Here is a 26,385-nt window from a genome sequence, read left to right as displayed (position 1 = left end):
GCGGAGGTGCCACGCATGCAGCCGCTTCCGACGGACCGTCCTCACGTCTGGTTGTTCGAGCGCAACGCTCACGCCGTCACGTTGAAGGCCTCGCGCTCCGGCTTCGAGCGCCAATGGGGCCCGCCACATCGCGTGGTGACTCGCGATGACGGCCGCTTCCAGGAGGCGCACTGGGGTTGGCGCAGCGAGTGTGGGCTCGAGTTGGTGGTCGTCTCGATGCGAGAGGCCGACCGGTTCCTCGTCTTCATCGAACCCTTGGAAGTCGACCACGCCCTGGCCCACCTGGGGTTGAAGGACGAGGTCGTGGAATGGAGAGCCGACGCGGGGGTTCCGCTCCCGCGTGAAGGCTGGGTGCTCACGCGCATGGATGAGACGGGCAATCGCTACGACGTCGCGCCGTCACCCGAGCGCGCGCACGTGGCGTGCTTCGCGCGCATCCTCGAAGAGCGTGCGCACAAGCAGTCGTACTACGTCGAGTTCCGCGGCCCGCCGGCCCACGAGGACGCCGCGCGGAAGGACTGGGCTGTCATCCGTCAGGATGAGTACGGCAATCGCGCGGAGGTGGCTCGGCTTCAGAGTGAACAGGGGGCTCGCGCATTCGCCGATGTCTACGAAGCGGATCCACGGCACAAGCAGACGTACTTCGTGGAGCCCGTGGCTCCGCATCCGTGAGTCCTGTTCGAGTGTGCGGGGTGGGTGTGTCGAACTGGATGCGCCCAACTCACGCCCCGCGTTGGCGTTGAACCGTCGATGTCGATTGGAGCAGCAGGCGCTTGCTCACAACGGCGCGGGCGAATCATTCGTGCGTCCAGGGTGGCAGCGAGCGTTGCTGTATCGCGACAGGCTCCTCCACCGGGAACCCCAGTCAGAGCAGGCGCCGTATGTACCGTCACTCGCGCGAGGACGTGTACGCCAACGAGCTGCCATCGGCCTCCCACGTTCTGGCGCAGTTGTCGGCTTGGGTTCGCGACGACGACGCCGTGCGCCCTCACAAGGACCTCGGTATGCGTTCGCGACAAGAGCACCGCGCGCTCTCCCAGTGCGGAGCAACTCCATGACCCGGAAGGACATCCTCGAGGCAGTGAAGCGCTTCGTCGGAGTTCTCGACGAGCAGAGTCACATTGAGGACCGCGAGGGAGCGCTGCGTGCTGCCCTGGACCGGCTCGCGCTGGCCTACCATTTTGCCGCCGCCCCATTCGACCAGACGAAGTATCCGGACGCGCCTCGTGCCGACTACTGGTCCCTGCGAGAGTGCATCGCGCCACTCTTTCCCGCCCTCGGCCTGTACAACGAGGCGTTGCACATCGCGGACAAGGTGGGGGAGTCCGAGCTCAGCATCGGCGACGCCATCGACGACCTCACGGACATCGCGATGGACCTGCACAGCGTCCTCTTCCGCTGGGAAAACACGAGCGAAGAAGATGCGCTCTGGCACTTCCGCTTTGGCTTCGAGACCCATTGGGGACTGCACCTGCGAAGCTTGCAGCTGTACCTCCACCAGCGTGCCTTCTGATGTGCCCAGCAACTCGCGACGGCAGCTGAGCCGCCGCCGATTCCCCTGGCTCCCGAGGCGCTAGCAGGGGAGGGGACGCAGCCCTGCTTGGTGCACGTCCTTGTTCGCAGTGGCTCGGAAGCAAGGCGGGCAACCTGAGCTGCAGATCGGTCGCTCGGTGCATGGCCTTGCTCGCGGCGTCTCGAGAGCATCGTTGGGCGCCTGCGCTGCACGTGAGTCGCCGCATGCAGGACGACGGGTGGTTGGATGATGCGCCAACATGGCCGCGTCACGGTCCATCGAGGTGCATGTCGAGGCGCGGGTTGTTGATGGAGCGCTGCGTGGACACGGCCGGCTCACCTCCCTCGGGCAGGCAGGACAACGCTCGTGCCGTCGGATGCACGGAGTCTGTCGAAGGTGATGTCCGTGAAGAGAGGCCAAGTTGAAGCCCTCGCTGACCGGGCAGCCAAGCCAGCGCCTGGTCGGCGTGTCTTCTCCGAACGGGGTGCCTTCATCGCACGGAAGAGGCCCACGTTGTTGATGCTGCCGGCGGGCTCGTCATCCTGAACGCTGCATCCGTGCGCCCGGAGTTGGGGCAGTCCGCGCTTCGGGCGCGAGCGAATGTCGTGACACGGCGCCTCGGGGGACTTGATGCCAGTCGGGATGGGGTGACGACGATGTGCATGCTCGCCGCGGTTTCGTGCACACGGGACGACGCGCCCGTTCTTTGCGGCGTGGTCTGAGTCCGTGGGGCTTCGAGGCAGTCGAATGGATGGAGATGCATCGCATGTTCGACTCGGTGATGCCGTCTCGTAGGCGCGCGAAGTCTCCCCGACTGCGCTCAGCTGAGAGCCGACTTGAGGTGACGAAGACACCCGGGATGGAGCTTCGCGTTCGGCCACTTTGTGCGCGGTGCTGCTTGAGGCTTCGTGGTGGTCATGCGCCCGTGCGTCACCGGTGGGGGCCGTGGCTCGCTTTCCTGTGGGCCTCCAAGTCCGGCTGCATGTTGGTGCCTGACCGCGCTGCTCGCGAACCGGTGCGGTGACCGAGCTCGCAGGTTCATGCGCGCGATGCGCGGCATGGCGCGAGTTCAGGTCGTGATGGTCCGCGTGAAGCGGGCGCCTGACTTGGGTCCAGGTGTTGGTGTGGTGCGCGCCTGCACTTCGTCATCCTGGGACAGCCCCTGAGGACGTAGCGAAGGCCGCCGGGGACAGTGGTTCTTCAGCGGCTGGACCGATGGGCTCGTTCCACGTGGAGCAGGGGAGGGGAGGGGAGCACTCGTCATGGCGACCACGTCACGCATGTCGCCGTGGCTCCGCGAGCGAGCGGCACCTTTGGCTCAGGCACATGCGAACGGTGCTGCGTGATGGCCGCGCCACGTCTCGCGAGAGCTCTCATCCGGCGCGCGTTCATCGGGCTCATGCTTCACGCGGACCGTGGTGGCACTGGCTTCGACAGGGAAGCGCCCCGTGGGTCGCGATGTGCAAGCGGTCGCATCGACATGAGTGGGTGCGTGCCTGCTCTGGACGAACCGCACGTTGATGGGAGTGGGCGTCGAGCATGGCCTCGCGGTGGATGCGCGCGGCGCCCGACCTGGATGCCTGCGGAGTCGATGACCGGACCGATGTGGATGCGAGCAAGGTATGTGACGGGCGGATGCCGTTCGCTTTCGTGACGGGTCCAGGTGCCCGTTCCACGTGGAACGGGACGCTCGGCATGCCCATGCGTCGTGGTGGAGGACACGTCCGTTCGTGGGTGTGACTCAGGCCCCATCGGTGTTGAGCACGGGCATCTCTGCACACGTCATCAGGGAGGACTGGCGGCGCCGGTGCTCATGCTCGGGACATCGCGTGGTCCGGGGGGCGGAGCGTCGGTGACGGGCGTCAGTTGTTCGCGGGCCCAGCCAGCGACTGACCTCGTCTTCGACCTGGCGCTCGTTTCACGTCGACTGTGGAGCGCTTCACCTCAGAAGCGGTCGTCAGCTGTTCGCGTGCTCATCCAGGTGCTCTCGCCGCACGGCGCGCGGGGAACTGCGAGCACACGGCTTCGATGAGCGCCCATCCACCTTGGTCGGGCCGTTCCACGTGGAACAGGAAGATGGATGCGCAGGCCGTCGTACTGACCGGAGTGGCTTGCTCAAGCGCGGTGCCACCGTCGTTCGCTGTTGAGCGAGAAGGCGCGAGCTCGTGGTCCCGTTGAACGGACGCGACGTGCTCATGCGCGGGCCCTTTGCTGTTCCACGTGGAACGGGGAGGAGGGAACGAACGGATGCGGCGTGTGGCTCGTCCCTTCATCGTGCCCAGCGAATAAGGAAGGAGGGAGTGCATGGCCGCTTTGGACGAACGTGGCTGGCTCATGCGCGATGCCGCTCGTGGTTCCACGTGGAACAGGAAGAAGGGACGCGCAGGTGGCCACGCCGAGCGGGTGCGGCGCGCCCATGCGCGATGCCTCTCGTGGTTCCACGTGGAACAGGAAGAAGGCGTTGGTGCGTGCTCCGGCGGAGCGGGTTCGACTCGCTCATGCGCGATGCCTCTCGTGGTTCCACGTGGAACAGGAAGAAGGCGTTGGTGCGTGCTCCGGCGGAGCGGGTTCGACTCGCTCATGCGCGATGCCTCTCGTGGTTCCATGCGGAACACGGGGAGGGCGAAACCACGTGGTCGCGCCGAACGAGTTCGGTTCGTTCATGCGCGATGACCTCGCGGTTCCATGTGGTGGAGGGAGAGGTGTTGGTACGTGCTCCCGCTGAGCGGGTGCGGCTCGCTCATGCGCGATGCCTTCCGTGGTTCCACGTGGAACAGGGGGATGGCGAAACCACGTGGTCGCGCTGAACGAGTCCGGTTCATTCATGCGCGATGGCCCCGACGGTTCCATGCGGATGAGGAAGAGGTGTTGGTACGTGGCTGCGCGAAGCGGGTGCGGCTCGCCCATGCGCGATGCCTTCCGTGGTTCCACGTGGAACAGGGGAGGGCGAATCGACGTGGTCGCGCTGAACGAGTCCGGTTCATTCATGCGCGCTGGCCACCGCGGTTCCATGTGGTGGAGGAAGAGGCGTTGGTGCGTGGCTGCGCGAAGTGGGTGCGGCTTGCACATGCGCGATGCCTTCCGTGGTTCCACGTGGAACAGAGGACGGCACAAGCGCGTGGTCGTGCTGAACGAGTTCGACTCGCCCATGCGGAGAAGGAGGATGTGTTGGCGCATGGCCGCGCTGAGCGGGTGCGGCTCGCCCATGCGCGATGCCCGTTGCCGTCCATGTGGTGCGGGAACTGGAAGTGCGCGGCGCGGTCTGATGCGTGCGCAGTTCTTCTGCCTGACCGTTCCACGAGGAACAGCGAGACGGCCTGAACTCATCGAAATGGGCACATCGCTGGGATGCGCGAACGCTGGAGGTCCCTGCGCGGAGCCCGTTGCTCGTTCCACGTGGAACATGGCCGGGGCTGTGAGCACATCAGCGCGGAGAACAGGCGCCGTTCGCTCATGTGCTCGAATCATCCTTCGTTCCACGTGGAACACGGAGGCCATGAGTGAGTGGCCTCCGTGCCCGTGGTGGCGTGAACACGCGCAGCGCTCGCTACCCGTTCCACGTGGAACATGGAGACGCCGTACCTGAGGGTGATGCGCGAGCACCTCCTTCTTCGCGCGCTCAGCTCACGGCGTGTTCCACGTGGAACGCCGCGGTGATGGGCAGGTTGGCGTGTTGAGCGCGGTTGGCTCGCTCAAGTGCGAGCTCGGTTCCACGTGGAACATGCGGACGCCATGGGCGTGCTCGCATGCGCTGCTTCGAAGCGTTCCACGTGGAACGTGGGTGGCCGCAGCGGCACGCCAACACGGCGGTTGATCGTGCCGCAGTTCTGGGGAGCGCCTCATCACGTGTTCCACGTGGAACGTGGACGCGGCCCATCGAAGGGATGAAGCCACGTGGTCCGCCGCTTCTCGGGCTCACAGTTCACGGATGAGTTGGCCGTCTCGCACGCGTGAGATGCACGCTGCTTGTTCCACGTGGAACGCGGCGACTTGTCATCCCTGGTGTTGACCCGCGCCGATGAGCAGCGGCCTTCGCCTCGCTCCATCTTCCAGATGGCTCGGCCTGCGACCTCTTCAGCAAGCACCGCGTGGTGGCACTCCCGCGAGTTCGCGAACGCGTGTTCCACGTGGAACGAAGAAGCGGCGCATGAGGTGCTTCTTCGCGGTGGTTGGGGGCCTCCGCTCGGCCTGCGCACTTCGCGGGGGTGGTGATGGTGGTGGGGCGCCTGCTCACCGCATCGATTCGCGCATGCGCTCCGCCTGGCGTGAGTTCCTGGCGCCTGGTGGGAAGGATGCGCGTGCTGATACGTGGACCTCCGCGAAGTGGATGGAGCGACTGCTCATGTGCGGGTTGCTCAGCGCCTGTTCCACGTGGAACGCGGGACGGGTTGATGGCGGGCACGAGCGCAGCGCCGGAGAGTTCGCTGACGGCTCCACGTTCAGCGCGTGATGCGCTCAGGGCTCATGGAGTGGTGAGTGCTCCACCGTGTGGAGTGGAGAGGTGGTCGCAAGGGGGCCTGCGCTCATCCAGCATCGAGTGCCTGCTCCATGTGGAACGCCTGATGCGCTTCGTGATGCACGGGAGCCCCAGTTGGGGGCTTTGACTGGCGGCCAGTGGAGCCACCTTGATGCACACGCTCCATGTGGAGCGCCCGTGTGCGGTGCGGCGCCAACCACGCAGGCCGTCCGGTGCACATGCTGATGGAGATTCCTGGGCAGTGTCGGTCGTGCGTTGGGCGGGCTCCATCCCGATGCTCCGCGCTGAATGCCCACGCGCTCTTCGACATCTGTGCTGAACGCGGGGCGTTCCACGTGGAACGCGTTGAGCGTCGAAGTGGTGCTGACGCTGCGTTGCTGCGTCCCCGCGCACGTCGCTTGGTGCGTGCGAGGGATGGCGAGGTTCAGATGGAGCCGACAGTGAGGACTGGCAATGGCGTGGGTGGCCGCATCGGCGCGAGCGGATGTCCTGCTGTGCTCAGGTTCGCTGCGAGCCAAGTGGAGCAGGTGGTGCGGACTGGCGATGGCGTGGGTGGCCGCATCGGCGCGAGCGGATGTCCTGCTGTGCTCGGGTGCGCTGCGAGCCAAGTGGAGCAGGTGGTGCGGACTGGCGACGGCTGGGACTGCCGTGTCTGCGCGAGCGCGGGCCGCCACATGCTCGGACGAGTTGCGAGTTCAGCTGGAGTGGTTGGTTCAGACCGGCGGTGGCTGCCACTGCCGCATTCGGCTCGGTCAGATGATGCCGCCTCGTTCCCGCGCGGATGGGACGCGATGGCGGTGTGGAAAGTGGGGCGAGGACTGACGGCGACGCGGACTGTCGTATCGGGACGACCACATGTCGCCGGGTGTTCGCGGGGATGCGGTGCGAGGCCCCCGTGGAGCTTGGGGGCTTACCGGAGACAGCTCGAACTGCCGCATCGGCACCGTCGCGCGCTGTCCTGACGTGATGGTCACCAAGTGCGAGTCCCGCTCGGAGCTCGAGGCGACGATGGACAGTGGCTTGAACTGCCGCATCGGCGCGGCTGCTCACCATCGGGAACGCACTCGCCAATCAGGTACGAGTCCAAGGGATGGAGCCAGTGGCGAGGATGGGGGGAGGTTCGGGCTGTCTCGTTGGCGAACCTGCATGTCGTCCGAGTTCATGCGTAACGAGGCGCCAGGCGCGAGCCGATGGCGCAGACGGCGAGAAGTCGTGCTGACGTGGATGGGCTGCGGCGTCGGTATGGTCGCGTGGCGTTTTGAAGCGATGGGCATGAGACGCGCGTTCCGCGGGGAGCAGTCGACGCGGAGCGACCGCAACTCAGTCCGAGGGGCGCAGGGGCTCGCCGTCCGGAGTCCATGCTCACCAAGTCGTGAATGGCGCGTGATGCAGTCGGCGAGACATGGTGGCAACTCAGCCGGCGACGTCCGTAGGGCCGCAGGTCGTTCGGAACTCATGATCACCAAGGCGCGAGTTCCGTGTGACGCAGCCGACGAGGCCCGACGGCAACTCGCACCGTGACGTCAGCCCGGCCACATGCGGTCCGGAGTCTCTGCGCGCCGAGGCGCGAGTGTCGCGTGATGCAGTCTGCGAGGACTGGAGCCGCCGCAGACCGCGACGTCAGCCCGGCCACGTGCGCTCCGGAGTTCATGCTCATCAATGCCGAGGTTCGTGTGGCTCGGATGGCAGGGACATGCCGCCACTCATCGCAGCGTGCGGATGAAGCGAGCAGGCGGAGACTGTTGAGTGAGAGGAGGTACCGCCTGCCTTGTCCGGTATGCATTCGCTCGACCTGCGCAAGCGGTCCATCGCAGCTTGGTAAGAGAGCCCCCTCCTGGAGGCCATTTCTCCTCGCGATGCAGCCGGTGGGTTGGCCCACCGGGGCGACGCAATCGCACAGCCCTTTTGAGGCACGCGATGAGGCGAGGCGCCCCAAGGGCCGGGGCGCACCTCGGCAGCTCGCTGTTCGGAAATGTCGGGAGATTTCGCGGCGCAAAACCCCCGACATTTCCGAACAGCGAGCTACGGGAGTGACTCCGGCTCCCCCGGCGTGAGGGGCCTCCTGTGGGGGTGCGCGGTCCGTTCAGCATGAAATCCACCACGGAGGTGATGGCATCCACGCGCGTCGTGCACTCTCGAGGTGCCCCCGCGCGCATGCACTTCTCAGCGAACCGCTCCGTCCTGCTGTCGCTCGTCCTGCCCTGCCTGGCGCTCGCGAGGCCCTCGGGCAACACGTCACGGAGGGTTCGCCCATCGCGGCGGCTCCGTCGCTCAGCTCATCTGAGCTGCGCGAGCAGACTGCGACACCGGTACGGCGACACCCCTTCCGGGGCTCATGGGCACGAAGTGCGAGTCCCGTGTGGTGCAAGTGGCGAGTACGGACTGCCCTCGTGCTGCTGCATCGGTACGGTGGAAGTTTGCCGGGCGCCCCGGCTCAGCGGGGGAAGTCCCGTGTGGAGCAGTCGGTGTGGACGAGCAGCAATTCGGGCCACGCCATCGGCACGGTCGCATGTCACCCTGAAGCCCTGACTCAATGCAGAACCGGGCTCCATGTGACCGCGGAGAAGCTGCGGCTCACACCACTCCGTCCCGCTTGGCGGAGCGCTATCCGGTCCCTGTTCCTGATGGGAAGCCATGGCACCTCGGCTGAGGCATCGATGTGACGGCAAACCACCTCGTGATTCGTGAGGCGCTCAGTGGGCGTGGAGCTCCCCGTGATGCCACCGGACGCAGAACCTCACCGATGCGACGTCTGGCGCTGCGTACCCATGTCGAGCGGCTCGCCTCCGGCACACTTGGAGGGCGCGAAACGAAGTCGCCGGGGTTGGCGAAGTCCGATGGAGTTCCTCATCTGCCGCCATTGGATGCGTGTCCCTGATGATCCTCCCTGCGACGGAAACCTCGTGCAGGTGTGAGTCGCCATCCGCATCGCCGTTCGTCGCGGCGTGCTTCGGCTCGACCGCTGCCCGTCCCGAGCGGTGAGTCCGCTGAGCTGGGCTGACAAGTGGACTGACCTCGTCGATGCGATGCCTGCGGTCGTTGGCGGAAGTGAGGGGGGATGGGCCCCATCTGGAGCTCGCTTCGAACCAAGTGACCGGGGCAGACGCGCCGCGCGCGATTCCAAGAGGGTAGGGCTGCGCGGCGGGAGTCCGCAGCCAAGGAGGAACCGATGTGCGTGGCCATGTGGACCGCCGGTGGCGAGGCGCATGCGGACGGCTGACATCAAGGCTCATCTGAAACCGCCGTCGCCATGCGCAGGACGCGCTCGCCCGTTCCACGCGGAACATGAGGAGGCGTGTCATCGTCACCCGAACCGGTGATTCATCGACGCGTGCTGGTTGCACTCGGCATGGCTTGGACCGCTTCAACGCGCGTCGCATGGGGTGGCGGCATGGCTCCACTGCTCGGCATGGGGCGCTTCCAGTCGGGTTCGCGCGTTCGCTGCACTCATCTGGCCTACCGCGCGCATCTCGGGAGCGACGCTCAGCAACGGTGCCACGTCGCGCGTGCGAGAAAGCGCAGCTGAAGTGCCAAGGCCTCGCCGGAACCAAGCGCTGCGCGGGTCTGCGAGGCGGTGCATCGGTTGCTCCTCGCAGATGGGCAGCGCCAAGCCAGTCGGTTGCGGCACTGCCGGACCGAACACTGCCAATGGCACCGCGTCGTGCCCGAGGACGGCCCACCACCGATCGCGTGTGATGCGCCGAAGCAATCAGCGCGCGCCAACCGGCAACCCCGACCGCAGCCTCACGCGAGCATCGTGCGAAACGCACTCACTGCCCGCGACAGCATCACGGCGTGAGGGCAGGGGCCCTCGGACACACGCGGCGGCTCGAAACGCGCGGCTGCTTCCACGTTCAGGCAACCCAGAAGCCCGGCCTCGCGCGCGAACGCGACGCACGTTCGCGGGCTCCGCTCGAAGTCCACCGCCGCCGACCCCCTGAAAACTGGCCCAAAGGTCCGCGAACCCCGCAAGCAGACTCGGCACGCTTTATTCCGCGAGGGCTTCCTTCCCGCCTGCTCACTCGCTGCACGGCCGCGGGGTTCCACGAGGAACACGCCGTCTCCAGCCTGGGGGCGCCGTGGCCACGGCGGAGCGGAACAGGTGCGGCCCGGTGGGGGGCCACGGACCGGCGGCTCGGCCGCATCATTATATAGGGGGCTGACACGGGCCCTCCGTGGCCTCGTTCGACTGGCACCCCGGCGCACCGCCTCCTTATATAAGGAGGCACACCCGGCCAGCCTCCAGGCCTCTTCCGGGCACCTGCCACCGGCCTCCAGGTCCGCGCAAACCCCCGAGAAGAGAGCAGGGAAGCAAGGCTCGCCGTGAATTTGATCCGATACCAAACCGCGTGCTAGCAGCGTGGATCAGCGCGCAACCGTGCACTGCATCACGCGCGGGGCCCTGGCCTACGGCCGGGGAGAGAGAGGATGGGCCACCGTGGGTCGTATCATCTGCATCTCCAACCAGAAGGGCGGCGTCGGGAAGACCACCACCGCCATCAACCTCGCCGCGAGCCTGGCCTCCGCGGAGCGCCGCACGTTGCTGGTGGACATGGACCCGCAGGGCAACGCGGGCAGTGGCCTGGGCATCAAGCAGGACAACATCACCGGCACCATCTACGAAGCGCTGCTCAATGACCGGCCCATCCAGGAGCTGCTCCACCCCACGGAGCTGCGCTACCTCCAGGTGGTGCCCGCCACGCCGGACCTCACCGGCGCCGAAGTCGAACTGGTCAACCAGGACAACCGCGAGTTCCGCCTCCGCGACGCCCTGCGCCCGCTGGCCTCCGAATACGACTACATCATCATCGACTGTCCGCCGTCGCTCGGCCTGCTGACGCTCAACGCGCTGGCCGCCGCGGACTCCGTCCTCATCCCGCTCCAGTGCGAGTACTACGCGCTCGAGGGACTCTCTCAGCTCACCCACACCATCGACCTGGTGAAGCAGGGGCTCAACCCGGACCTGAAGATGGAGGGCATCCTCCTCACCATGTTCGACTCGCGGGCCAACATCGCCCACCAGGTCGTCGAAGAGGTGCGCGGGTACTTCAAGAAGCAGGTGTTCGAGGTCATCGTGCCGCGCAACGTGCGCCTGTCCGAGTGCCCCTCCTTCGGAAAGCCCATCATCCTGTACGACATCAAGTCGAAGGGGTGTGAGAGCTACCTCGCGCTGGGCCGCGAGCTGATGAAGCGGGACACCCCCAAGAGCCCTCGCAGGCGCGTGGCTTGAGCCGCGCCCTGGCTGGAGTCACGACGTGGTGAAAGCAGACATGCAGAAGCGGGCCCTGGGACGCGGGCTGTCCGCCCTCATCCCCCAGGCGGGCGCCACCGGGGCCGGCAAGGGCGAGCAGGCCCCGAAGGCCGGCGTCCTCAAGCTCCCCATCGAGTCCATCCACCGCGACAAGGACCAGCCGCGCCGCTACTTCGACGAGGAGAAGCTCCAGGAGCTCACCGAGTCCATCAAGGCGCAGGGGGTGCTCCAGCCCATCCTCGTTCGCAAGGCCAGTGACGGCTACCGCATCATCGCGGGCGAGCGACGCTGGCGCGCGTCCCAGGCCGCCGGCCTCAAGGAAGTGCCCGCCATCGTCCGCGACGTGACGGAGGTCCAGGCCTTCGAACTGGCGCTGGTGGAGAACCTCCAGCGCTCGGACCTGAACCCCATCGAAGAGGCGGAGGGCTACAAGCGCCTGGTGGAGGAGTTCAAGCTCACGCAGGAGCAGGTCAGCGTGCGCGTGGGCAAGGAGCGCTCCACGGTGGCCAACGCCCTGCGCCTGCTGGCGCTGCCCGCGGACGTCAAGGGCATGGTGGCGGATGGCTCGCTCAGCATGGGCCATGCGCGCGCGCTCCTGGGCGTGCCGCGGCTGCCGGAGCTGCAGAACCTGGCCAAGCAAGTCGCGGACAAGAAGCTCTCCGTGCGTGACACGGAGCGGCTGGTCCAGCAGAGTCGCTCCAGCGGGAAGAAGGACGCGGGCAAGGCGGCACCGAAGCAGAGCCCGCAGGTGAAGGCACTGGTGGAGGAGCTTCAGCGGCGACTGGGTACCAAGGTCCGGCTCACCGAACGAAGCCCCGGAAAGGGCACCATCGAGGTGGACTTCTTCTCGTACGATGACCTCGACCGGCTCTTGAAGCTTCTCAGGAAGGAGTAGGACGTGGCGCTCCTTGGCGGGAAAAAAGACGAATCATCCAGCAAGCCTCTGTTCAGGCGGGAGGAGGAATCCGTGTCGCAGCGTTCTGGTGAGGTCCACACGCTTCTGGGCAAGGGGAGCGAGTTCGAAGGGAAGCTGACCTTCGAAGGGCAGGTCCGTATCGACGGCAAGTTCCAGGGGCAGATCATCACCAAGGACGTGCTCGTCATTGGGGATGGCGCCAAGGTCCAGGCCGAAATCCAGGCTGGCACCGTCATCATCAACGGCCAGGTCGAAGGCAACGTGAAGGCGACGCAGATCATCGAGCTGAAGACGCCCGGCCGCGTGAAGGGCAACCTCGAGACGCCGTCGCTGTCCATGGACCGCGGTGTCATCTTCGAGGGCTCGCTGAAGATGGAGAATCTGGGCACCGGTGGCGCCCGGCCGCCTCCGCCTCCGGGTGGCGAGAAGAAGTAGACGTGCGTTCCTGGAAGCACATGGCGCCAGCCTCACTGCTGGCGCTCACCCTCCTGGGCGGCTGCAAGGGCTGTGGCCAGGAGGATGCTGCTTCCGGCACCGGAGAGGATGACGGCCGTCCGTCCTCCATCCGCTCCGGTGTGAAGGTGCCGCTGCCGGACGGCTGGTCCGCGCTGGTGGCGCCGGATGAGAGCTTCCAGGCGGGCCCGCCCGGCCAGCCCGTGTTGCGGGTGGACCTGCGGCGCGGAGACGGCGAGCAGCTGCCCTCCGTGGACACCCTGGCCGACCGCGTCCGCGAGGAGCTGAAGGACTTCGAGATCTCGCTGGACCAGGAAGAAGAGACGGAGCGCTACTCGCTGCTGCGCATCACCCTGGCGCCCAAGCTGGCGGACGGGGGCGTGGGCCCGGAAGCGCCTGGCTTCTTCGGCGCGCGGCGCGTGGGCAATGACTTGTTCCTCTGTGCCAGCCTGCCGGGCGCGTCCGCCGAGGATGTGCTGCGTGCCACCGAGGCCTGCCGCGAAATCCAGGTCCAGGGCGCGCTGCCATAGCGAGCAGCACCGCGCGTCCAAGGCAATCACACGTCGAGGCAGGTGGGAGTGTCACCTCCTGGCGGAGTCGATGCAGGCGGGCAGGCTTCCGTTACCGCCTCGTGAACATCTGGCGCGGCTCGGGTGTCCCAACGTTATGCATTTCAGGGTGCACTTCCGTGCACGCCACGCCGACATTGACGCTCCGGGACTTCCCCTGGCCGTCACGAATCTCTAACCTCACCCTCCCGGACTGCGTTGGGTGCTCGCCTCGGACCCATCCAGGACCTCCACGCAGTGCCCTCGCAAGGAGTCCCCGCATGTCGTTCTCCGGAATGCTCCCCCTCCCGTTCGCCACCGTGGACATCGCACCCGTGGGAGAGCAGCTGATCGCCGTGGGCGGCCTCGTGGCCGCCGGGCTGGGGGCGCTCTGGGCCGCCTGGACGCGGCCGTCCGCGCAGCCGGTGCCCATTCCCGTGCGCGGCGGCTCGTCGCGCCGCAACCCGCGCCGCTGAAGCACCGCGAAGGGCGCGAAGGCGGGGTGAGTCCCCGCCCCGCGCCCCTGAAAGCAACACCCCGCCTCAGCGCTTGAAGGCCAGGGAGAGGGCGAAGTCGCCCGCGGCGTCCGTCCACCACTCGGCCAGCGTGAGTCCCGCGGCCGACAGCTCGGATGCCACCTGCCGCTGGTGGAACTTGCAGCTCACCTCCGTGCGCAGCACCTCCCCTTCGGCGAAGTCCACCTGCTTGCGCAGCGTGGACAGCCACACTGTCTGCTCGCGCCGGGACACCAGGCGCATCTCAATCCAGGCGTTCTTCTCGTCGAAGGGCGCGAAGTGCTCGAAGGCGCCCGGGTCGAAGTCCCCGCCCAACTCGCGGTTGAGCACCTTGAGCACGTTGCGGTTGAACTCGGCCGTCACGCCCGCGCTGTCGTTGTAGGCGGCGTACAGCCGCTCGCGGTCCTTGATGAGGTCGGTGCCCAGGAGCAGCCCGTCTCCCGGCTGCAGCCCGGCGGAGAGCTGCCTCAGGAAGAGCGCGCGCTGCGCCGGCTTCAGGTTGCCGATGGTGCCGCCCAGAAAGGCCACCAGCCGCCGGCCGCCGGGGAGCTGGCCCAGGTGGCGCTCGAAGTCGCCCACCACCGCGTGCACGGTGATGCCCGGGTACTCGCGCGCCAGGCCCGACGCCGCGCGCCGCAGGAAGGCCTCGCTCACGTCGAAGGGGACGAAGCGCGCCAGCTGTCCCGCCTCCTCCAGCGCGTCCAGGAGCAGGCGCGTCTTCTCGCTGGTGCCGCTGCCCAGCTCGATGAGCGTGTCCGCGCCGCTCAAGCGGGCGATGTCACCGGCGTGGGCCAGCAGGATTTCCCGCTCGCGCCGCGTCGGGTAGTACTCCGGCAGCCGGGTGATGTCGTCGAAGAGCTGGCTGCCGCGCTCGTCGTAGAGCCACTTGGGAGACAGCTCCTTGGGCGTGCCGCACAGGCCCTGGAGCGCCTCTTCCCGCAGGGCGCGCTTCGCGTCGCCCGGCTTCACGTAAACGTCCACCTGGACTCCCGGCGTGTGCTGCGCGTCTTCACCCGGAGTCGCCACCGTCGGTACCGTCGTCACCCGCATCGCCTCACCTCACCTCGCGTTCCGTGCACAGCGGAAGCCGGCGAAAATCTGCCGGCGGTTGGGGAAGTCCCAATTGCGGAAGCCGTTGCGCACCGCGACCGGTGCGCTGGCCCACGCGCCTCCCCGGAGAACCTTGTAGGACTCGCCGAAGAACACCTCGGAGTACTCGGGGTACGGGAAGGCGCTGAAGCCCGCGTACGGGCGGAAGTCGCTCTCGGTCCATTCCCACACGTCGCCCAGCAGTCCCCAGACGCCGTCCTGGCTGACGCCCTGTGGGTAGCTGCCCACCGGCGCCGGGCCCCACGTGCCTCCGTCCAGGTTGCCGTGAGCGCGGGTGGGCGGCGTGTCGCCCCAGGGGTACTCGCGGGGGCGGCCGTCGCTGCCGCGCGCGGCCTTCTCCCACTCGGCCTCGGTGGGCAGCCGCTTGCCGGCCCAGCGCGCGTAGGCGTCCGCCTCGTACCAGCACACGTGCTGCACCGGCTCGTCCTTGGGCAGCGGCTCCACCGGCCGAAGCGTCGCCGCAGCCGGTGTGGTTGCGCTGGGGCAGCCAGAAGCCCGGGGACTTCAGCCCTTCTGCCTGGACGACCTCCCAGCCCTTGGGGTGCCACCAGCGCGGGTCCTCGTAGCCGCCCGCCTCCACGAACACGAGGTAGTCGCCGTTGGTGACGGGGTGCGCGTCCATCAGGAATGGGGCGACGTGCTGGGAGAACGCGGGCCGCTCGTTGTCGTAGGCCCACGGTGACGTGCTGCCCAGCCGCACCTCGCCGCCGGGGATGAAGACCTCCGCCTGCGGCACGGCGCCGGGCCGGGGCCGCGGGCGCGCCGAGGGCACGTGGTACGCCGGCGACGTCATGAGCTGCAGCGTGGCGGCCAGCGTCTCCGCGTGCTGCTGTTCGTGTTGCGCCACCATGCCGAAGACGTAGCCGCCGGCCAGCAGCGGCGCGGTGCTGTCCTCGGGCAGCCGGTGCAGGTGCTCGCGCACCGCCTCCCGCACGCGCCGCGCGTAGGCGAAGGCGGCCTCGGGTGGCAGCAGCGGCAGCTCGGCGCGCGTGGAGCGCGGGTGCCGGAAGGCGTCATAGATGGCGTCGAACGCCGGGTCGGTGATGGCCGGCGCCCCCAGCGCCCGGAGCAGCCACTGCTCCTCGTAGTTGGCCACGTGCGCCACGTCCCAGACGAGCGGCGACATGAGCGGCGAATGCTGACGGCGCAGCGCGTCCTCGGGCAGCCCGCCGAGCATCGCCAGCACGCGCGCGCGCGCCGTCTCCAACTCGGTCCAGGCACGGGACTTCCAGCGTGGATGGGCCCCGCCTTCCTTTCGCGGGTGACTCCGTTCCTCGGCCATTTGGAACATCACCCGTCCAAGGTAGGGAGGCGTCCGGCGCGGAGGTAAGCCCCCGCCTCACCGGCGCCCGAGCGGCTCGTGAAGGAGCGCACGTTGCCCGCGCGCCCCCAACGCCTTGTCTCTACGCCGGGCGCGGCGCCTCGTCCTGGGGACAACCGAGAAAACCGCCAAGAAGGTTGAAGCTCAAACACTATTCCCGGCCCTGAGCGGATCCGCTCAGGGCTCGTTGGGGACGCGGGCGAGGCCGAGCAGGGTGAGCGTGCGTGAGCGTTCGTCCCACGCGTACTCCAGCTCCAGCCCGTGCTGCGGCACGACATGCCGCGCCACCAGGCCGTTGGCCGCTTGGGACTCGCGCAGGGCCGGGTCGCCCAGGCGCTCCAGCACCTGCTGGAGTGCATGGAACGTCTCCGCCGTCATGCGGCCCACCTCCCGCCACGCTTGGGGTGCGTAATGCACGCGGTGAGGGCCCTGTCGTTGGCGGAGCTGCGGCATATCCCGGTGGTCGTTCGTCCTTTCCGGGATGCTGCGTATGCCAACGGCGTGCCCACCCTCCGTCGCTTGGATTTTCAACAAGCTGGGGCAGGTGCGGGGTGACCCGGGCTGCAGGAGTTACAGGCTGGCGACCGCGGAGGCAGAAGAAAGGACAGGCTCGAAGTCCCGGGAGTCACTGTTTGGCGGCCTTTCGAGGGCCGCCTGGCCAGGTCCCATCCGGGGGGCGTGACGCGAATGTCCCGGGAGCGGGGCGCGGCTTGGAAATGCGAGGCCGGCCCGGTGGCCGGCCAGGGAGGCGGCGTCGCGGACCCCCGCCGCGTCGTGGCTGCCCGCCTGTGCCGGTCATGTCCAGGTTGAACGCAGGGCCGAGCATGCGGCGGGCCCTGGCAAGGAGGAAGGATGGCTCGGCGGAGGTACACTCCCTGGTCCGCCACCAATGGCCTGCTCTTTGGCATGGCCGCGGGCGTGGTGCTGGCATTGGCGGAGGTGGTGCTGGCGGTGGCGTCGGGGGACAACCCGATGCGTCCGGTGCGCATGTCCGCCGGGGTGCTCCTGGGGCCGTCCGCCTTCACGGCCTCGGTCTCCGACAGCACGGCCCTGCTGCTGGGCATGGGCGTCCACCTGATGATTTCCGCGGTGGTGGGGCTCTTCTACTCCGTGCTGGATGCGTTCCTGCCGCCAGACGGGCGCAGCCGCTGGGAGTTCCAGGCCGCGGTGGGGATGCTCTACGGCATCTTCGTGTGGCTGGTGAACTTCCAGTTCATCGGGCGTGGCTCCTATCCGTGGTTCCTGGACGTGCCGCAGTTCCCCCAGATTGTGGTGCACGCCTTCTTCCTGGGACTGCCGCTGGCGTCGCTGTTCACCGCCGCGGAGCGTCGCCGGCTGCTGCTGGATGCGGCGGAGAGCACCCCCGCTCGCTGAGGCGCGCGAGCGCTTTGAAAAAACGCGGAAGGTATGGTGAAAGTACCCGACCTTGAGGGTTAGCTGGGCCGGCCCTTCTTCCGTGGACTGACACACGCATGGACACAGAACTGGCGAGCATGCTGGGGGCCGCGTCGAGGGCCGCCCGGGTGCGGATGGGGCTGACGCAGGCGGACGTCGCCGAGCGCATTGGCATGGCGTCGGAGGTGTACGGGCGGTTGGAGCGCGGCCACATGCTGCCCAGCGTCCAGAACCTGCGCCGGCTGTGCATGGTGCTGAACGTGCCTCCTCACGAACTGCTGGGGCTGGGCGAGGGCTTCACCGCCCCGCCGCCGGTGAAGGAGAAGGCCGCCGCGAAGAATCGCGAGGAGGACACGCCGGAGATGCGGCGGCTGATGCGCAACCTGCGCAAGCTGACGACGGTGCAGTTGAAGCTGATGAACCTGATCGCCTCGGCGATGCAGCACAAGAAGAAGTAGCCTACGGCTGGTTCCGCGTGACGAAGGGGAACGTCTGGATGGCGAAGTTCCCCGCCGGGTCATCCATCCACACCTCCACGGTGTGCTCGCCGTCCACCAGCTCGCGCGTGTCCAGCTCCGCCGTCCAGGTGCCGTCCGGCTGGAGCGTGGCGGCCCGGATGCCGGAGCCATCCCGCGTGAAGGCCACCGACCGCACGCCGCTCACCGCGTCCGTCACCCGCGCGGTGAGGTGAATCACTCCGCTGTACGCCTGCCCCGGCACCGGCAGCAGCAGTGAGGCCACCGGCGCGGCGTCGTCGTAGCGCACCGTGCGCGACAGCGTGGTGCGCATGCCCGTCTCGCTCATCACGTCGATGGTGAACGCGTTGTCCCCGGGCACCAGGTCCAGCGTCGCCTGCACGCCGCCGCCGCCCCGGGGCAGCGAGTACGTCCGCCCCGTGGACAGCGTCACCGTGGTGGCGGATGCGGAGTACACGCCGATGTCGTAGGGCATCGCGTTCCCCGGCTGCGGCCCGACGAGCCACCCATCCGGAAGGCCCGTGGACACCCACGGCGCCTCCGCGTCCACCCACACCGTCAGCATCCGCTCCGTGACGTGGCCCACCGAATCCGTGGCTCGCACCAGGATGAGGTTCTCCCCCGGCCACAGGTCCACCCGGTGCGTCACGTCTCCGCCGCCCGCGGGCACGTCCGTCACCTGCACCCAGTTGGTCTCCACGCGCACCGGCGACCAGTCACGCACCACCATCCGCACGTCCACGCTGTAGGAACGCAGGGCCGCGCCGTTGGCCGGTGAGAGGAAGGTGAGCTCCGGCGCGGTGTTGTCCACCATGACCACGGCTTCCTCGCTGGCGATGCCGCCGAACGAGTCGGTGGCCACCAGCCGGATGACGTTGGGCCCGTCCACCAGCGGCAGCACCGTGTCCACGTAGCCACCGCTGGGGTCGGGGGCCACCGGGTGGCTGACGCCCTGGATGACGAAGGTGGCCGAGTCGATTTCCGCGCCCGCCGCCAGCGGCGTGACGAAGCCGCACACCTCCAGCGTCAGCGCGTCCGTGAAGCCCGGCAGTCCGCACAGCGTCACCGACGGCGCGGGGAAGGGGGACGGGTGCACCTCCACCGCGAACGACGCGGAGCTGCCCAGCCGGTTCTCCCGCGCGGGCGCCAGCGTCACGCCCGAGTACACCGCGCGCAGGTCCTGCACGCCCAGCTCGCTCCAGGTGGAGGCGCGCGGACGCCACACGAAGGAGTAGACGCCGTCTCCATCCGCGTCGTTGTCCGCGCCCACCGTGACGCCCGCCACGGAGAACGTCACCACGCCCATGCCCGGGCCTCGCGCCTCCCAGCCGCGGTCATCCACCACGCGCGCGGACAGGGTGTTGTTCAGCGCCACCGTGAGCTGTCCGTCCACGGGCGAAAGCAGCGAGGTGGTGGTGGGCACGCCGTCGGTGGGCGGCGGCGGGTTGGTGTAGGTGGTGACGCGCACCGAGCCCTTCACGCCCTCCGCCTCCTGGGAGGCCGCCACCACCATGACGTCCGAGGTGAGCGATGGCTCCAGCCCCTCCGGCGCGGTGATGGTGAGCGTGAGGGGGGCCTCGGTGTCTGGTGCCAGCTCCAGCGTGGTGCGGCTCAGCGTCGCCGTCCAACCGGTGAGCCCGCCCTGGGTGCTCAGCCGGTAGCTGTCCGTCTGGTAGCCATGGTTGCGCACCGTGATGGGGTAGGTGACGGACTGGATGCGCGGCAAATCATGCTCGAAGGGCCGGCGTGCCCCGCCGCTCACGGTGACGCTCACGCTGTAGTCTCCGAAGCACGCCAGCCCCAGCGAGGCGAAGGTGGTGGGGATGTCCGGATAGCGCGTGTCCGCGCCCCAGCTCCCGTTCACCGCCTGCCGCGCCTTGAGCCACTCCAGCGCCTCCGACATGCGCCCATCCGCGCCGGGCTTTCGGCCCGCGAGGCACAGCGCATACAGGGAGATGCCGGTGGCGAACTCGTCCGGCACGTCGCCTTCCAGCGAGCCCCAGCCCGGCGCGCCCCCGCCCGCGCGCGTGGACAGAAGCCGCGTGGCCAGGGTCTCCAGGGCCTGGGTGTTCACCGCGTTGGTGCCCGGGCCGGCGGCCTTGAGTCCCACCATGGCCCACGCCACCTGGTGCGTGTAGCGCTGGCCGTCGGTGGCCGGGCCATCCGTCCAGTCATTCATGTGCGCGCGCACATAGTCGGCCGCCCGGTCCAGCGCGGCCTGGTACTGCGAGGCCTTGGCCGGGTCCACGCGCTGCCGGGCCTGGGCAATGGCCGTCATCATCCGCGCGGTGACGCCGACGTGGCCGTAGCCCACCGGGTAGAAGGGGAAGTCCTCGCGCCAGCGGCCGGTGGCCTCCTGCCGCATCAGCGCCCAGTCCGCGGCCAGCACCAGCGCGTCCGAGTACCGCGTGCCCAGGTGTGCGTCGTAGCCCGCGAGCCCGAAGGCGGAGTAGCTCGTTTTCGCGTTGGGATAGAAGATGCCCTCGTGGAACCATGAGCCGTCCGCGCGTTGCTCGGAGACGAGCCGCCCGGCGATGAACTCCAGGTTCTCCCGGTTGGTGCGCCCGTTGTACGTGAGCGCGTCCAGGTCGTAGCCGGTGGTGCGCGCGTTCGCGAGGCCGAACAGCGCCGCGCCGTGGCGGTGGCACGACGTGCAGCCGAAACGCACCGACCAGTTCGCCGCGTCCGCGCTGAGGTAGTTGATGGCGCGCTGCGCGGACTCGGCGTTGGTGGCCGCGCGTGCGGGCCCGGCGAGCAGCAGCCCCGTCACCGCGATGAGGAAGAACGTGACGCGCGCGAGCGCGGCGCGCGGCAAGGCAGGAGAAGCGGCGTGTGAGGGCATGGGGGCTCGCTCGAAGGATACCGCTCTGGGTATTCATGCAAGCAAAGCGCCCGAGGAAGTGAGCGCATGCCTGTCTTGGAGGCATGACAGCCATCATCTTCACGTGAGGGTCACACCCCACCCCGAGGCCACTTCGCCCCGAGGCAATCGAGACACATGCGCAATCCATGTTCATCGCGCTGACGCGCCGCGTGTACGGCTCCAGCGCGATTGACATGACACGCCAGACATTCGCTGGATGCCGTGCTGGCGGTGAATCACACGCATTCACGCGACAGGCATTGCCCGGCGTCATCGCGGTGCTTCGTCGGGGCGGCGCGCGTTGTCTGGGGGCGGTGCTTCGTTGCCAGGGACGGGCGTTTCCGGCGGCAGTTGTGGCAAGGGCCCGCCTTCGAACAGGGGCCACGTCGCGTTCCTCAGAAGGTCCCTTGCCTCAACACGTCCTGTTTGGAGATTGTGCCCAGCAGGCGCCGCTCTCCGTCCACGACGGGAAGCCGCTCCAGAGAGGTCTCCGTGAAGCGGGCGGCGACCTCGCTCAGGGACAGGCCAGGGGTAATCGGGCGCACGCGCATGTCCATCACGTCCGCGGCGATGGTGGCGTGCAGCTGTGAGTGGTCCGGCAGATGCCCCTTCAACTGGTCGAGCACCAGCGCGCCCCGGTACCGGCCCGCCTCATCGGTGACGTAGAGGTCCTGGCCCAGGGGCTGCTCCAGCAGGAACGCGAGCACCTGCTGGAGCGGCGCCGACGGAGGTACGCGCTGGTGCACGGGCTTGAGCAGCGCGCGGGCGCCTTCCTGGCGCAGCCAGTGCGGCACGGTGGCGGGGACGCGCACGTTGCGGCGGTTGAGCACGGAGGTGTACAGCGACTCCGGCTCCAGGCGCTGGCTGACGACCGCGGACACCACCGCGCTGAGCATCAGCGGCAGCACCAGCGGGTAGTCGCCGGTGAGCTCGAAGATGAGGAGCACCGCGGACACCGACGCGTGCGTGGTGCCCGCCAGCACCGCGCCCATGCCCAGCAGCGCGTAGGCGCCGCTGGGCGCGCCGCCGGGCAGCACCCATTCGGCGAGCATGCCAAAGGCGCCGCCCAGCAGGCCGCCGTAGAAGAGGGATGGGGTGAAGAGTCCGCCGGGCACGCCGGCGCCGGCGCAGGTGGCGGTGAGGGCCAGCTTCGCCAGCGGAAGCAGCAGCAGGTGGGCCAGGGAGAGCTTGCCGAGCAGCGCCGCGTTCACCGCGTCATAGCCGTTGCCCAGCAGCTGCGGCAGCCACACCGCCGTCATGCCCACCCCTGACATGGACAGCAGGGGCAGGAAGGGCGCCAGCCACGCGGCGGCCCGGTCCAGCAGGTCCGACATGACGTTGATGCCGCGCACGTAGAAGGCGGACGCGGCGCCCAGCACCACGCCCAGCAGCATGGCCAGCACCAGCTCGCGCGGGTGCAGCAGCGTGTAGTGGGGAATCACGAAGCTGGGGTGGTCCGCGATGAGGCCACGTGACACGAGCGTCGCCACCACGCACGAGACGACGATGGGGCCGAACAGCTCCAGCGCGAAGCTGCCCAGCAGCACCTCCAGGCCGAAGAGGGCCGCGCCAATGGGGACGTTGTACGCGGAGGCCATGCCCGCGGACGCGCCGCAGGCCACCAGCAGGCGGGCCGCCGGGGCCCATCCGCAGCCAGCGGGCCAGCGACGAGCCACTGGCCGCGCCGGTGGACAGCAGCGCGCCCTCGCGGCCCAGCGGCGCGCCCATCGCCACGGCGAGGATGGAGACCAGCCCCCGCAGCAGCGCGCGCGGCAGCGACAGGCGGCCGGACTTCACCCAGATGGATTCGATGATGCCCGCGGTGCCGTGGCCCCGCATGGGCCGGCCGACGATGAGCGTCAGCAGCGTCACCAGCGCGCCGCCGAGAATCGGGATGAGCACCCGGCGCCACGTGGGGGCCGCCGCGACGCCGGCCAGGAAGTCCTCGCCCGTGCTGCGCCAGAAGAGCTGCTGGGTGAAGCGCAGCACCTTGAGCAGCGCCACCGCGCCCAACCCCGCGATGAGCCCCACCGTGACGACGAGCAGCCAGAAGCGCTGCTCCGGGCCGGTGAGGCTCCCCATCAGCGCCCGGACGAATCCGCCTCGCCCGTGGGCGCCGTCCATGCCGGGAAGGCCATTGGCTGCGTGTCGGGCACCCACGCGGCTCCAAGTTAGGCCCTGATTCCGGGCGGGAGGGGCCGGGGCCCTGGGCTGGCCGTCGCCCGGCCGTGGGATGGAGCCCCGCGCTGCCTCGCGCCGACCTGGGAACGGCTTGCGTCCGGGGCCTCATGCCCGATGGGGAGGGGCGGGCAGGCCGCTCTTCGTTGGCGCCCCGCTTACCCTCCTGAAACTGAAACAGGTGACAGGTGTCTGCTCGAGGGCTGCTGCCGGGGGCGGGGCGTCCGTGCACCGGGCCGTTGGTGCGCCGCGTACCGCGTGGAGCGCCCAGGCCACGTGCATCGCAGGGGCTGGCGGGCCGCCGCGGCCTCGCATGTGTCGGCCGCGGCGCTCCACGTCGCCGGAGCCCACCCATGATGTCAGGGTGGGCCCTGCGCTCACCGCGTCAGTTGCTGACGACGATGTTGAAGCTCTGCACGGCGAAGTTGCCCACGCCGTCGTTCATCCACAGGTCGATGGTGTGCGAGCCGTTTACCATCTCCCGCGTGTCGAACTGCGCCGTCCACGTCCCATCCGACTGCTGGGTGCCTACGCGGATGCCGGACATGTCGCGGCTGAAGCCCACGTTCGTCACCGGGCCGAAGTTGTCGGTGACGCGCGCGCGCACGGTGAGGGTGCCGCTGACGGTGCTGCCCGCGGTGGGGCTGAGCAGCGTGGCCGTGGGGGCCTGCACGTCGTAGTTCACCCGGCGCACGAGGTTGGCCGTCATGCCCGTCTCGCTGATGACGGAGATGCCCAGCGTGTTGACGCCCGGGGCCAGCGTCACCGACGTCTGAATCTGACCGCCGCCGCGAGGCAGGTTGTGGGCGGGGCCGCCGTTGACGCGCACCGTGGTGGCGGAGACCGTCTGCACGTTGATGGCGTACTGGAAGGTGCCGTTGGGCAGCGGGCCTTGGAGCTGGCCGTCCGCGAAGTGGGTGCTCACCACGGGCGTGCCCGCGTCCACCCACAGGTACAGCAGCTTCTCGGTGACGTTGCCGGCGCTGTCGGTGGCGCGCACCAGGATGACCTGGCTGCCGTAGCTGACGTTCACCGGGTGCTCCACGGTGCCGTTGCCGAACTCCAGGAGCGAGCTGTTCACCCACTGCGTCTCCACGCGCACGGGCGTCTGGTCCTGCACGGACGAGCGCACCGTCACCACCGGCGTGTTCACCGCGGCGTTCTCCGCGGGCGACAGGATGGTGAGGATGGGGGCCACCCGGTCCACCGTGAGGTTGACCTGCTTGGTGGTGACGCCGCCGAAGCTGTCACGCGCGGTCATCTGGATGATGTTGGGGCCTTCCTCCAGGGTGATGGAGGTGTGGATGAGGCCGCCGTTGCCCGGCGTGAGGACGATGGGCGCGCCGCCGTTGATGATGAACGCGGCGTAGGTGATGACGGCGCCCGGCGCGCGCGGCGTGGCGTAGCCCCAGATGTCCAGGGCCGTCTCCCGCGTGAAGGCCGGCGGGTTGCCAATGGTGACCATGGGCGTCAGGTGGGGGAACGGGTCGATGTTGAGGGTGCTCGACGCCGTGCTGCCCAGCAGGTTGGCCAGCGGGGCCTGCCGCTCCACGCCGGAGTACACCGCGCGGTAGTCCTGCGCGCCGGTGATGGTCCAGCTGTCCACCGCGGGCACCCAGTTGAAGGCGTAGATGCCGTCGCCATCCGCGTCCACGTCCGCGCCCACGGGCACGCCCGCGACGTAGAAGGTGACGACGCCATGGGCCGGGCCCGGGACGATGGCGCCCCCGTTCGTCACGCGCGCCGACAGCAGGGTGCCGTTGCCAATGGTGACGCGCGCGTTGGCCGCGGGCGTCACGATGGTGGTGACGGTGGGCAGGCCCGTCACGGGCGGCAGGGGCGGGGTGTACGCCGCCACGCGCGCGGAGCCGGTGACGCCGGGCGCGCCGCCGGACGAAGCGATGAGCGTCACCGCGGAGGTGAGCGCGGGCAACAGCCGGGGTGGCGCATGGACGGTGACGGTGACGGTGCCTTCGCCGCCCGCGGGCAGGAAGAGGGTGACGGGGCTCACGGACGCGGTCCACCCGGGCAGGCCGCCCTGGGTGCTCAGCGTGTACGTGTCCGCCTGATAGCCGTGGTTCTTCACGGTGAAGGTGAACGTGGCCTGCTGCGGCGACGGGTTGTCCACCAGGAGCTCCTGCCGCTCCGCGCCGACGACGGAGACGCGCACGCTGAAGTCACCGAAGCACGACAGGCCCAGGGCCGCGAAGGTGGTGGGGATGTCGAAGGTGGCCGAACCGGTGCGCCAGCTGCCGTCGGCGGACTGCCGCGTCTTCATCCACTCAATCGCGTTGCGCAGGCGCGGGTCGGTGGCGGGCTCGCGGCCCGCGAGGCACAGCGCGTAGATGGCGCTGCCGGTGGCGAAGTCGTTGGCCGCCTCGTTGGGCAGGTTGCCCCAGCCCGCGTTGCCGGGGGACGTGCGGGTGATGAGCCGCTCGGCCAGGGTGTTGATGGCGCCGGTGTTGACGTCGTTGAGGCCGGGGCCCGCGGCCTTGAGGCCCAGCACCGTCCAGGCCACCTGGAAGGTGTAGGGCATGCCGTTGCCGGGCGCGCTGGTGTCGTTGTTGTTGAGGTTGGCGCGCAGGTACGCGGCGGCGCGGTCCAGCGCGGCCTGGTACGTGGCGGCGCGCGCGGGGTCTACGCGCTGCTTCGCCTGGGCCATGCCCGTCATGATGCGCGCGGTGGTGGACACGCTGCCGTGGTCCACGGGGAAGTGCGCGTGGTCGCTCGGCCACCGGCCGCTGGGCTCCTGCGTGGTCAGCGCCCAGTTGGCCGCGTTCACCAGCGCGTTGCTGTACTGGGTGGAGACGTTCTCGTCGTAGCCCGCCAGGCCGAAGACGGAGAAGGACGTCTTCTCGTAGCGGAACGCGGTGCCCTCGTGAATCCACGAGCCGTTGGCGAGCTGGTCATTGCGGATGCGCTGGGCCAGCAGCTCCAGGTTGGCCAGGTTGGTGCGCCCGTTGCTGACGACGGCGTCCATGTCGTAGCCGTTGGCGCGCGCGCTCGACAGGCCGTACACCACCGCGCCCTGGCGGTGGCAGGCCACGCAGTTGTTCTCCTGCGTCCAGTGCACCACGTCCGCGCTGAGGAAGTTGATGGCCCGCTGCGTGGACTGGGTGTTCGTCTGTGTCTGCGCGGCTGAGGGAAGGGCGACGACGAGCGGGACGAGCGCCACCAGCCGCAGCAAGAGCGCGGGGAGGTGGCGCCAGGAGGGACGCCGGGGGACGTGAGCCATCTGAGGTCTCCGAAGAGAGGCGGGTGCCGGGATTGGCACCCCGCGCGACCTCCGGGAGGAGCGCTCCAGACGCACGAGGGCAGCGCTGGGCGAGCGCTCTCTCCGCGCTTCACCCAGAGTGGCTGTTGCGGCTT

At 68.9% G+C, this 26,385-nt stretch carries 15 protein-coding genes and 2 pseudogenes; 10 read left to right on the top strand and 7 right to left on the bottom strand.

Annotated elements, in window-relative coordinates:
• Positions 1–15 precede the first annotated feature (15 nt).
• From QEG98_RS41170 to QEG98_RS41135, 8 genes are all read left to right on the top strand, one after another.
• Positions 16–672, top strand: coding sequence for a hypothetical protein (locus QEG98_RS41170; protein ID WP_316565245.1), 657 nt, complete (start codon positions 16–18; stop codon positions 670–672).
• 382 nt (positions 673–1,054) lie between these two features.
• Entirely contained in the window at positions 1,055–1,513 is a 459-nt protein-coding gene (locus QEG98_RS41165) for a DUF5063 domain-containing protein (protein ID WP_316565244.1), read from the top strand.
• Positions 1,514–5,762: 4,249 nt separating this feature from the next.
• Positions 5,763–5,963 carry a hypothetical protein gene (locus QEG98_RS41160; RefSeq protein WP_316565243.1) on the top strand — a complete coding sequence of 67 codons (201 nt, stop codon included), beginning with the start codon at positions 5,763–5,765 and terminating at the stop codon, positions 5,961–5,963.
• Between the two features lie 4,465 nt (positions 5,964–10,428).
• A complete protein-coding gene (locus tag QEG98_RS41155; protein ID WP_090491169.1) occupies positions 10,429–11,220 on the top strand; it encodes a ParA family protein in 792 nt (263 codons plus the stop codon).
• 25 nt (positions 11,221–11,245) lie between these two features.
• Positions 11,246–12,136: a ParB/RepB/Spo0J family partition protein gene (locus tag QEG98_RS41150; protein WP_090491170.1), complete on the top strand. Its 891-nt coding sequence runs from the start codon at positions 11,246–11,248 to the stop codon at positions 12,134–12,136.
• Between the two features lie 3 nt (positions 12,137–12,139).
• Positions 12,140–12,592 (top strand): bactofilin BacM, encoded by a 453-nt coding sequence (bacM, locus tag QEG98_RS41145; protein WP_171444464.1) that lies wholly within the window; start codon positions 12,140–12,142, stop codon positions 12,590–12,592.
• Between the two features lie 2 nt (positions 12,593–12,594).
• Positions 12,595–13,140: a hypothetical protein gene (locus QEG98_RS41140; RefSeq protein ID WP_316565242.1), complete on the top strand. Its 546-nt coding sequence runs from the start codon at positions 12,595–12,597 to the stop codon at positions 13,138–13,140.
• A 299-nt stretch (positions 13,141–13,439) separates the two neighbouring features.
• Positions 13,440–13,634, top strand: coding sequence for a hypothetical protein (locus QEG98_RS41135; RefSeq protein ID WP_090491172.1), 195 nt, complete (start codon positions 13,440–13,442; stop codon positions 13,632–13,634).
• Between the two features lie 66 nt (positions 13,635–13,700).
• Here QEG98_RS41135 and egtD read toward each other — a convergent pair whose 3' ends face one another.
• From egtD to QEG98_RS41115, 3 genes and pseudogenes are all read right to left on the bottom strand, one after another.
• Positions 13,701–14,723: an L-histidine N(alpha)-methyltransferase gene (gene egtD, locus QEG98_RS41130; protein WP_316565241.1), complete on the bottom strand. Its 1,023-nt coding sequence runs from the start codon at positions 14,721–14,723 to the stop codon at positions 13,701–13,703.
• Between the two features lie 9 nt (positions 14,724–14,732).
• A pseudogene (gene egtB / locus QEG98_RS42625) lies at positions 14,733–16,074 on the bottom strand (ergothioneine biosynthesis protein EgtB).
• A 207-nt stretch (positions 16,075–16,281) separates the two neighbouring features.
• Positions 16,282–16,482: a hypothetical protein gene (locus tag QEG98_RS41115; protein WP_090491175.1), complete on the bottom strand. Its 201-nt coding sequence runs from the start codon at positions 16,480–16,482 to the stop codon at positions 16,282–16,284.
• A gap of 474 nt (positions 16,483–16,956) precedes the next feature.
• On the opposite strand from QEG98_RS41115, the gene QEG98_RS41110 reads away from it, so the two are divergent.
• Entirely contained in the window at positions 16,957–17,478 is a 522-nt protein-coding gene (locus tag QEG98_RS41110; RefSeq protein WP_090491176.1) for a hypothetical protein, read from the top strand.
• 98 nt (positions 17,479–17,576) lie between these two features.
• The gene (locus QEG98_RS41105; protein ID WP_090491177.1) at positions 17,577–17,957 is read left to right on the top strand and encodes a helix-turn-helix domain-containing protein; all 381 of its coding nucleotides are present in this window, start codon (positions 17,577–17,579) and stop codon (positions 17,955–17,957) included.
• 1 nt (position 17,958) lies between these two features.
• Here the strand turns inward: QEG98_RS41105 and QEG98_RS41100 are convergent, their stop codons facing one another.
• The 4 genes and pseudogenes from QEG98_RS41100 to QEG98_RS41085 form a co-directional block, all read right to left on the bottom strand.
• Complete coding sequence (locus QEG98_RS41100; protein WP_316565240.1) at positions 17,959–20,817, bottom strand: Ig-like domain-containing protein; 2,859 nt, start codon at positions 20,815–20,817, stop codon at positions 17,959–17,961.
• Positions 20,818–21,233: 416 nt separating this feature from the next.
• On the bottom strand, positions 21,234–22,436 hold the full coding sequence (locus tag QEG98_RS41095) for a chloride channel protein (protein ID WP_316565239.1): 1,203 nt from the start codon (positions 22,434–22,436) through the stop codon (positions 21,234–21,236).
• A 109-nt stretch (positions 22,437–22,545) separates the two neighbouring features.
• Positions 22,546–22,677: pseudogene (locus QEG98_RS41090) on the bottom strand (hypothetical protein); the annotation flags it as partial.
• A gap of 724 nt (positions 22,678–23,401) precedes the next feature.
• A complete protein-coding gene (locus QEG98_RS41085; RefSeq protein WP_316565238.1) occupies positions 23,402–26,251 on the bottom strand; it encodes an Ig-like domain-containing protein in 2,850 nt (949 codons plus the stop codon).
• Positions 26,252–26,385: the final 134 nt, after the last annotated feature.

The organism is Myxococcus sp. MxC21-1 (assembly GCF_032612255.1).
In the GTDB taxonomy this organism is placed as follows: Bacteria; Myxococcota; Myxococcia; order Myxococcales; family Myxococcaceae; genus Myxococcus; species Myxococcus virescens.
The sequence above is the reverse complement of the archived record's forward strand: the minus strand, read 5'-3'. Positions and strand labels throughout refer to the sequence as shown.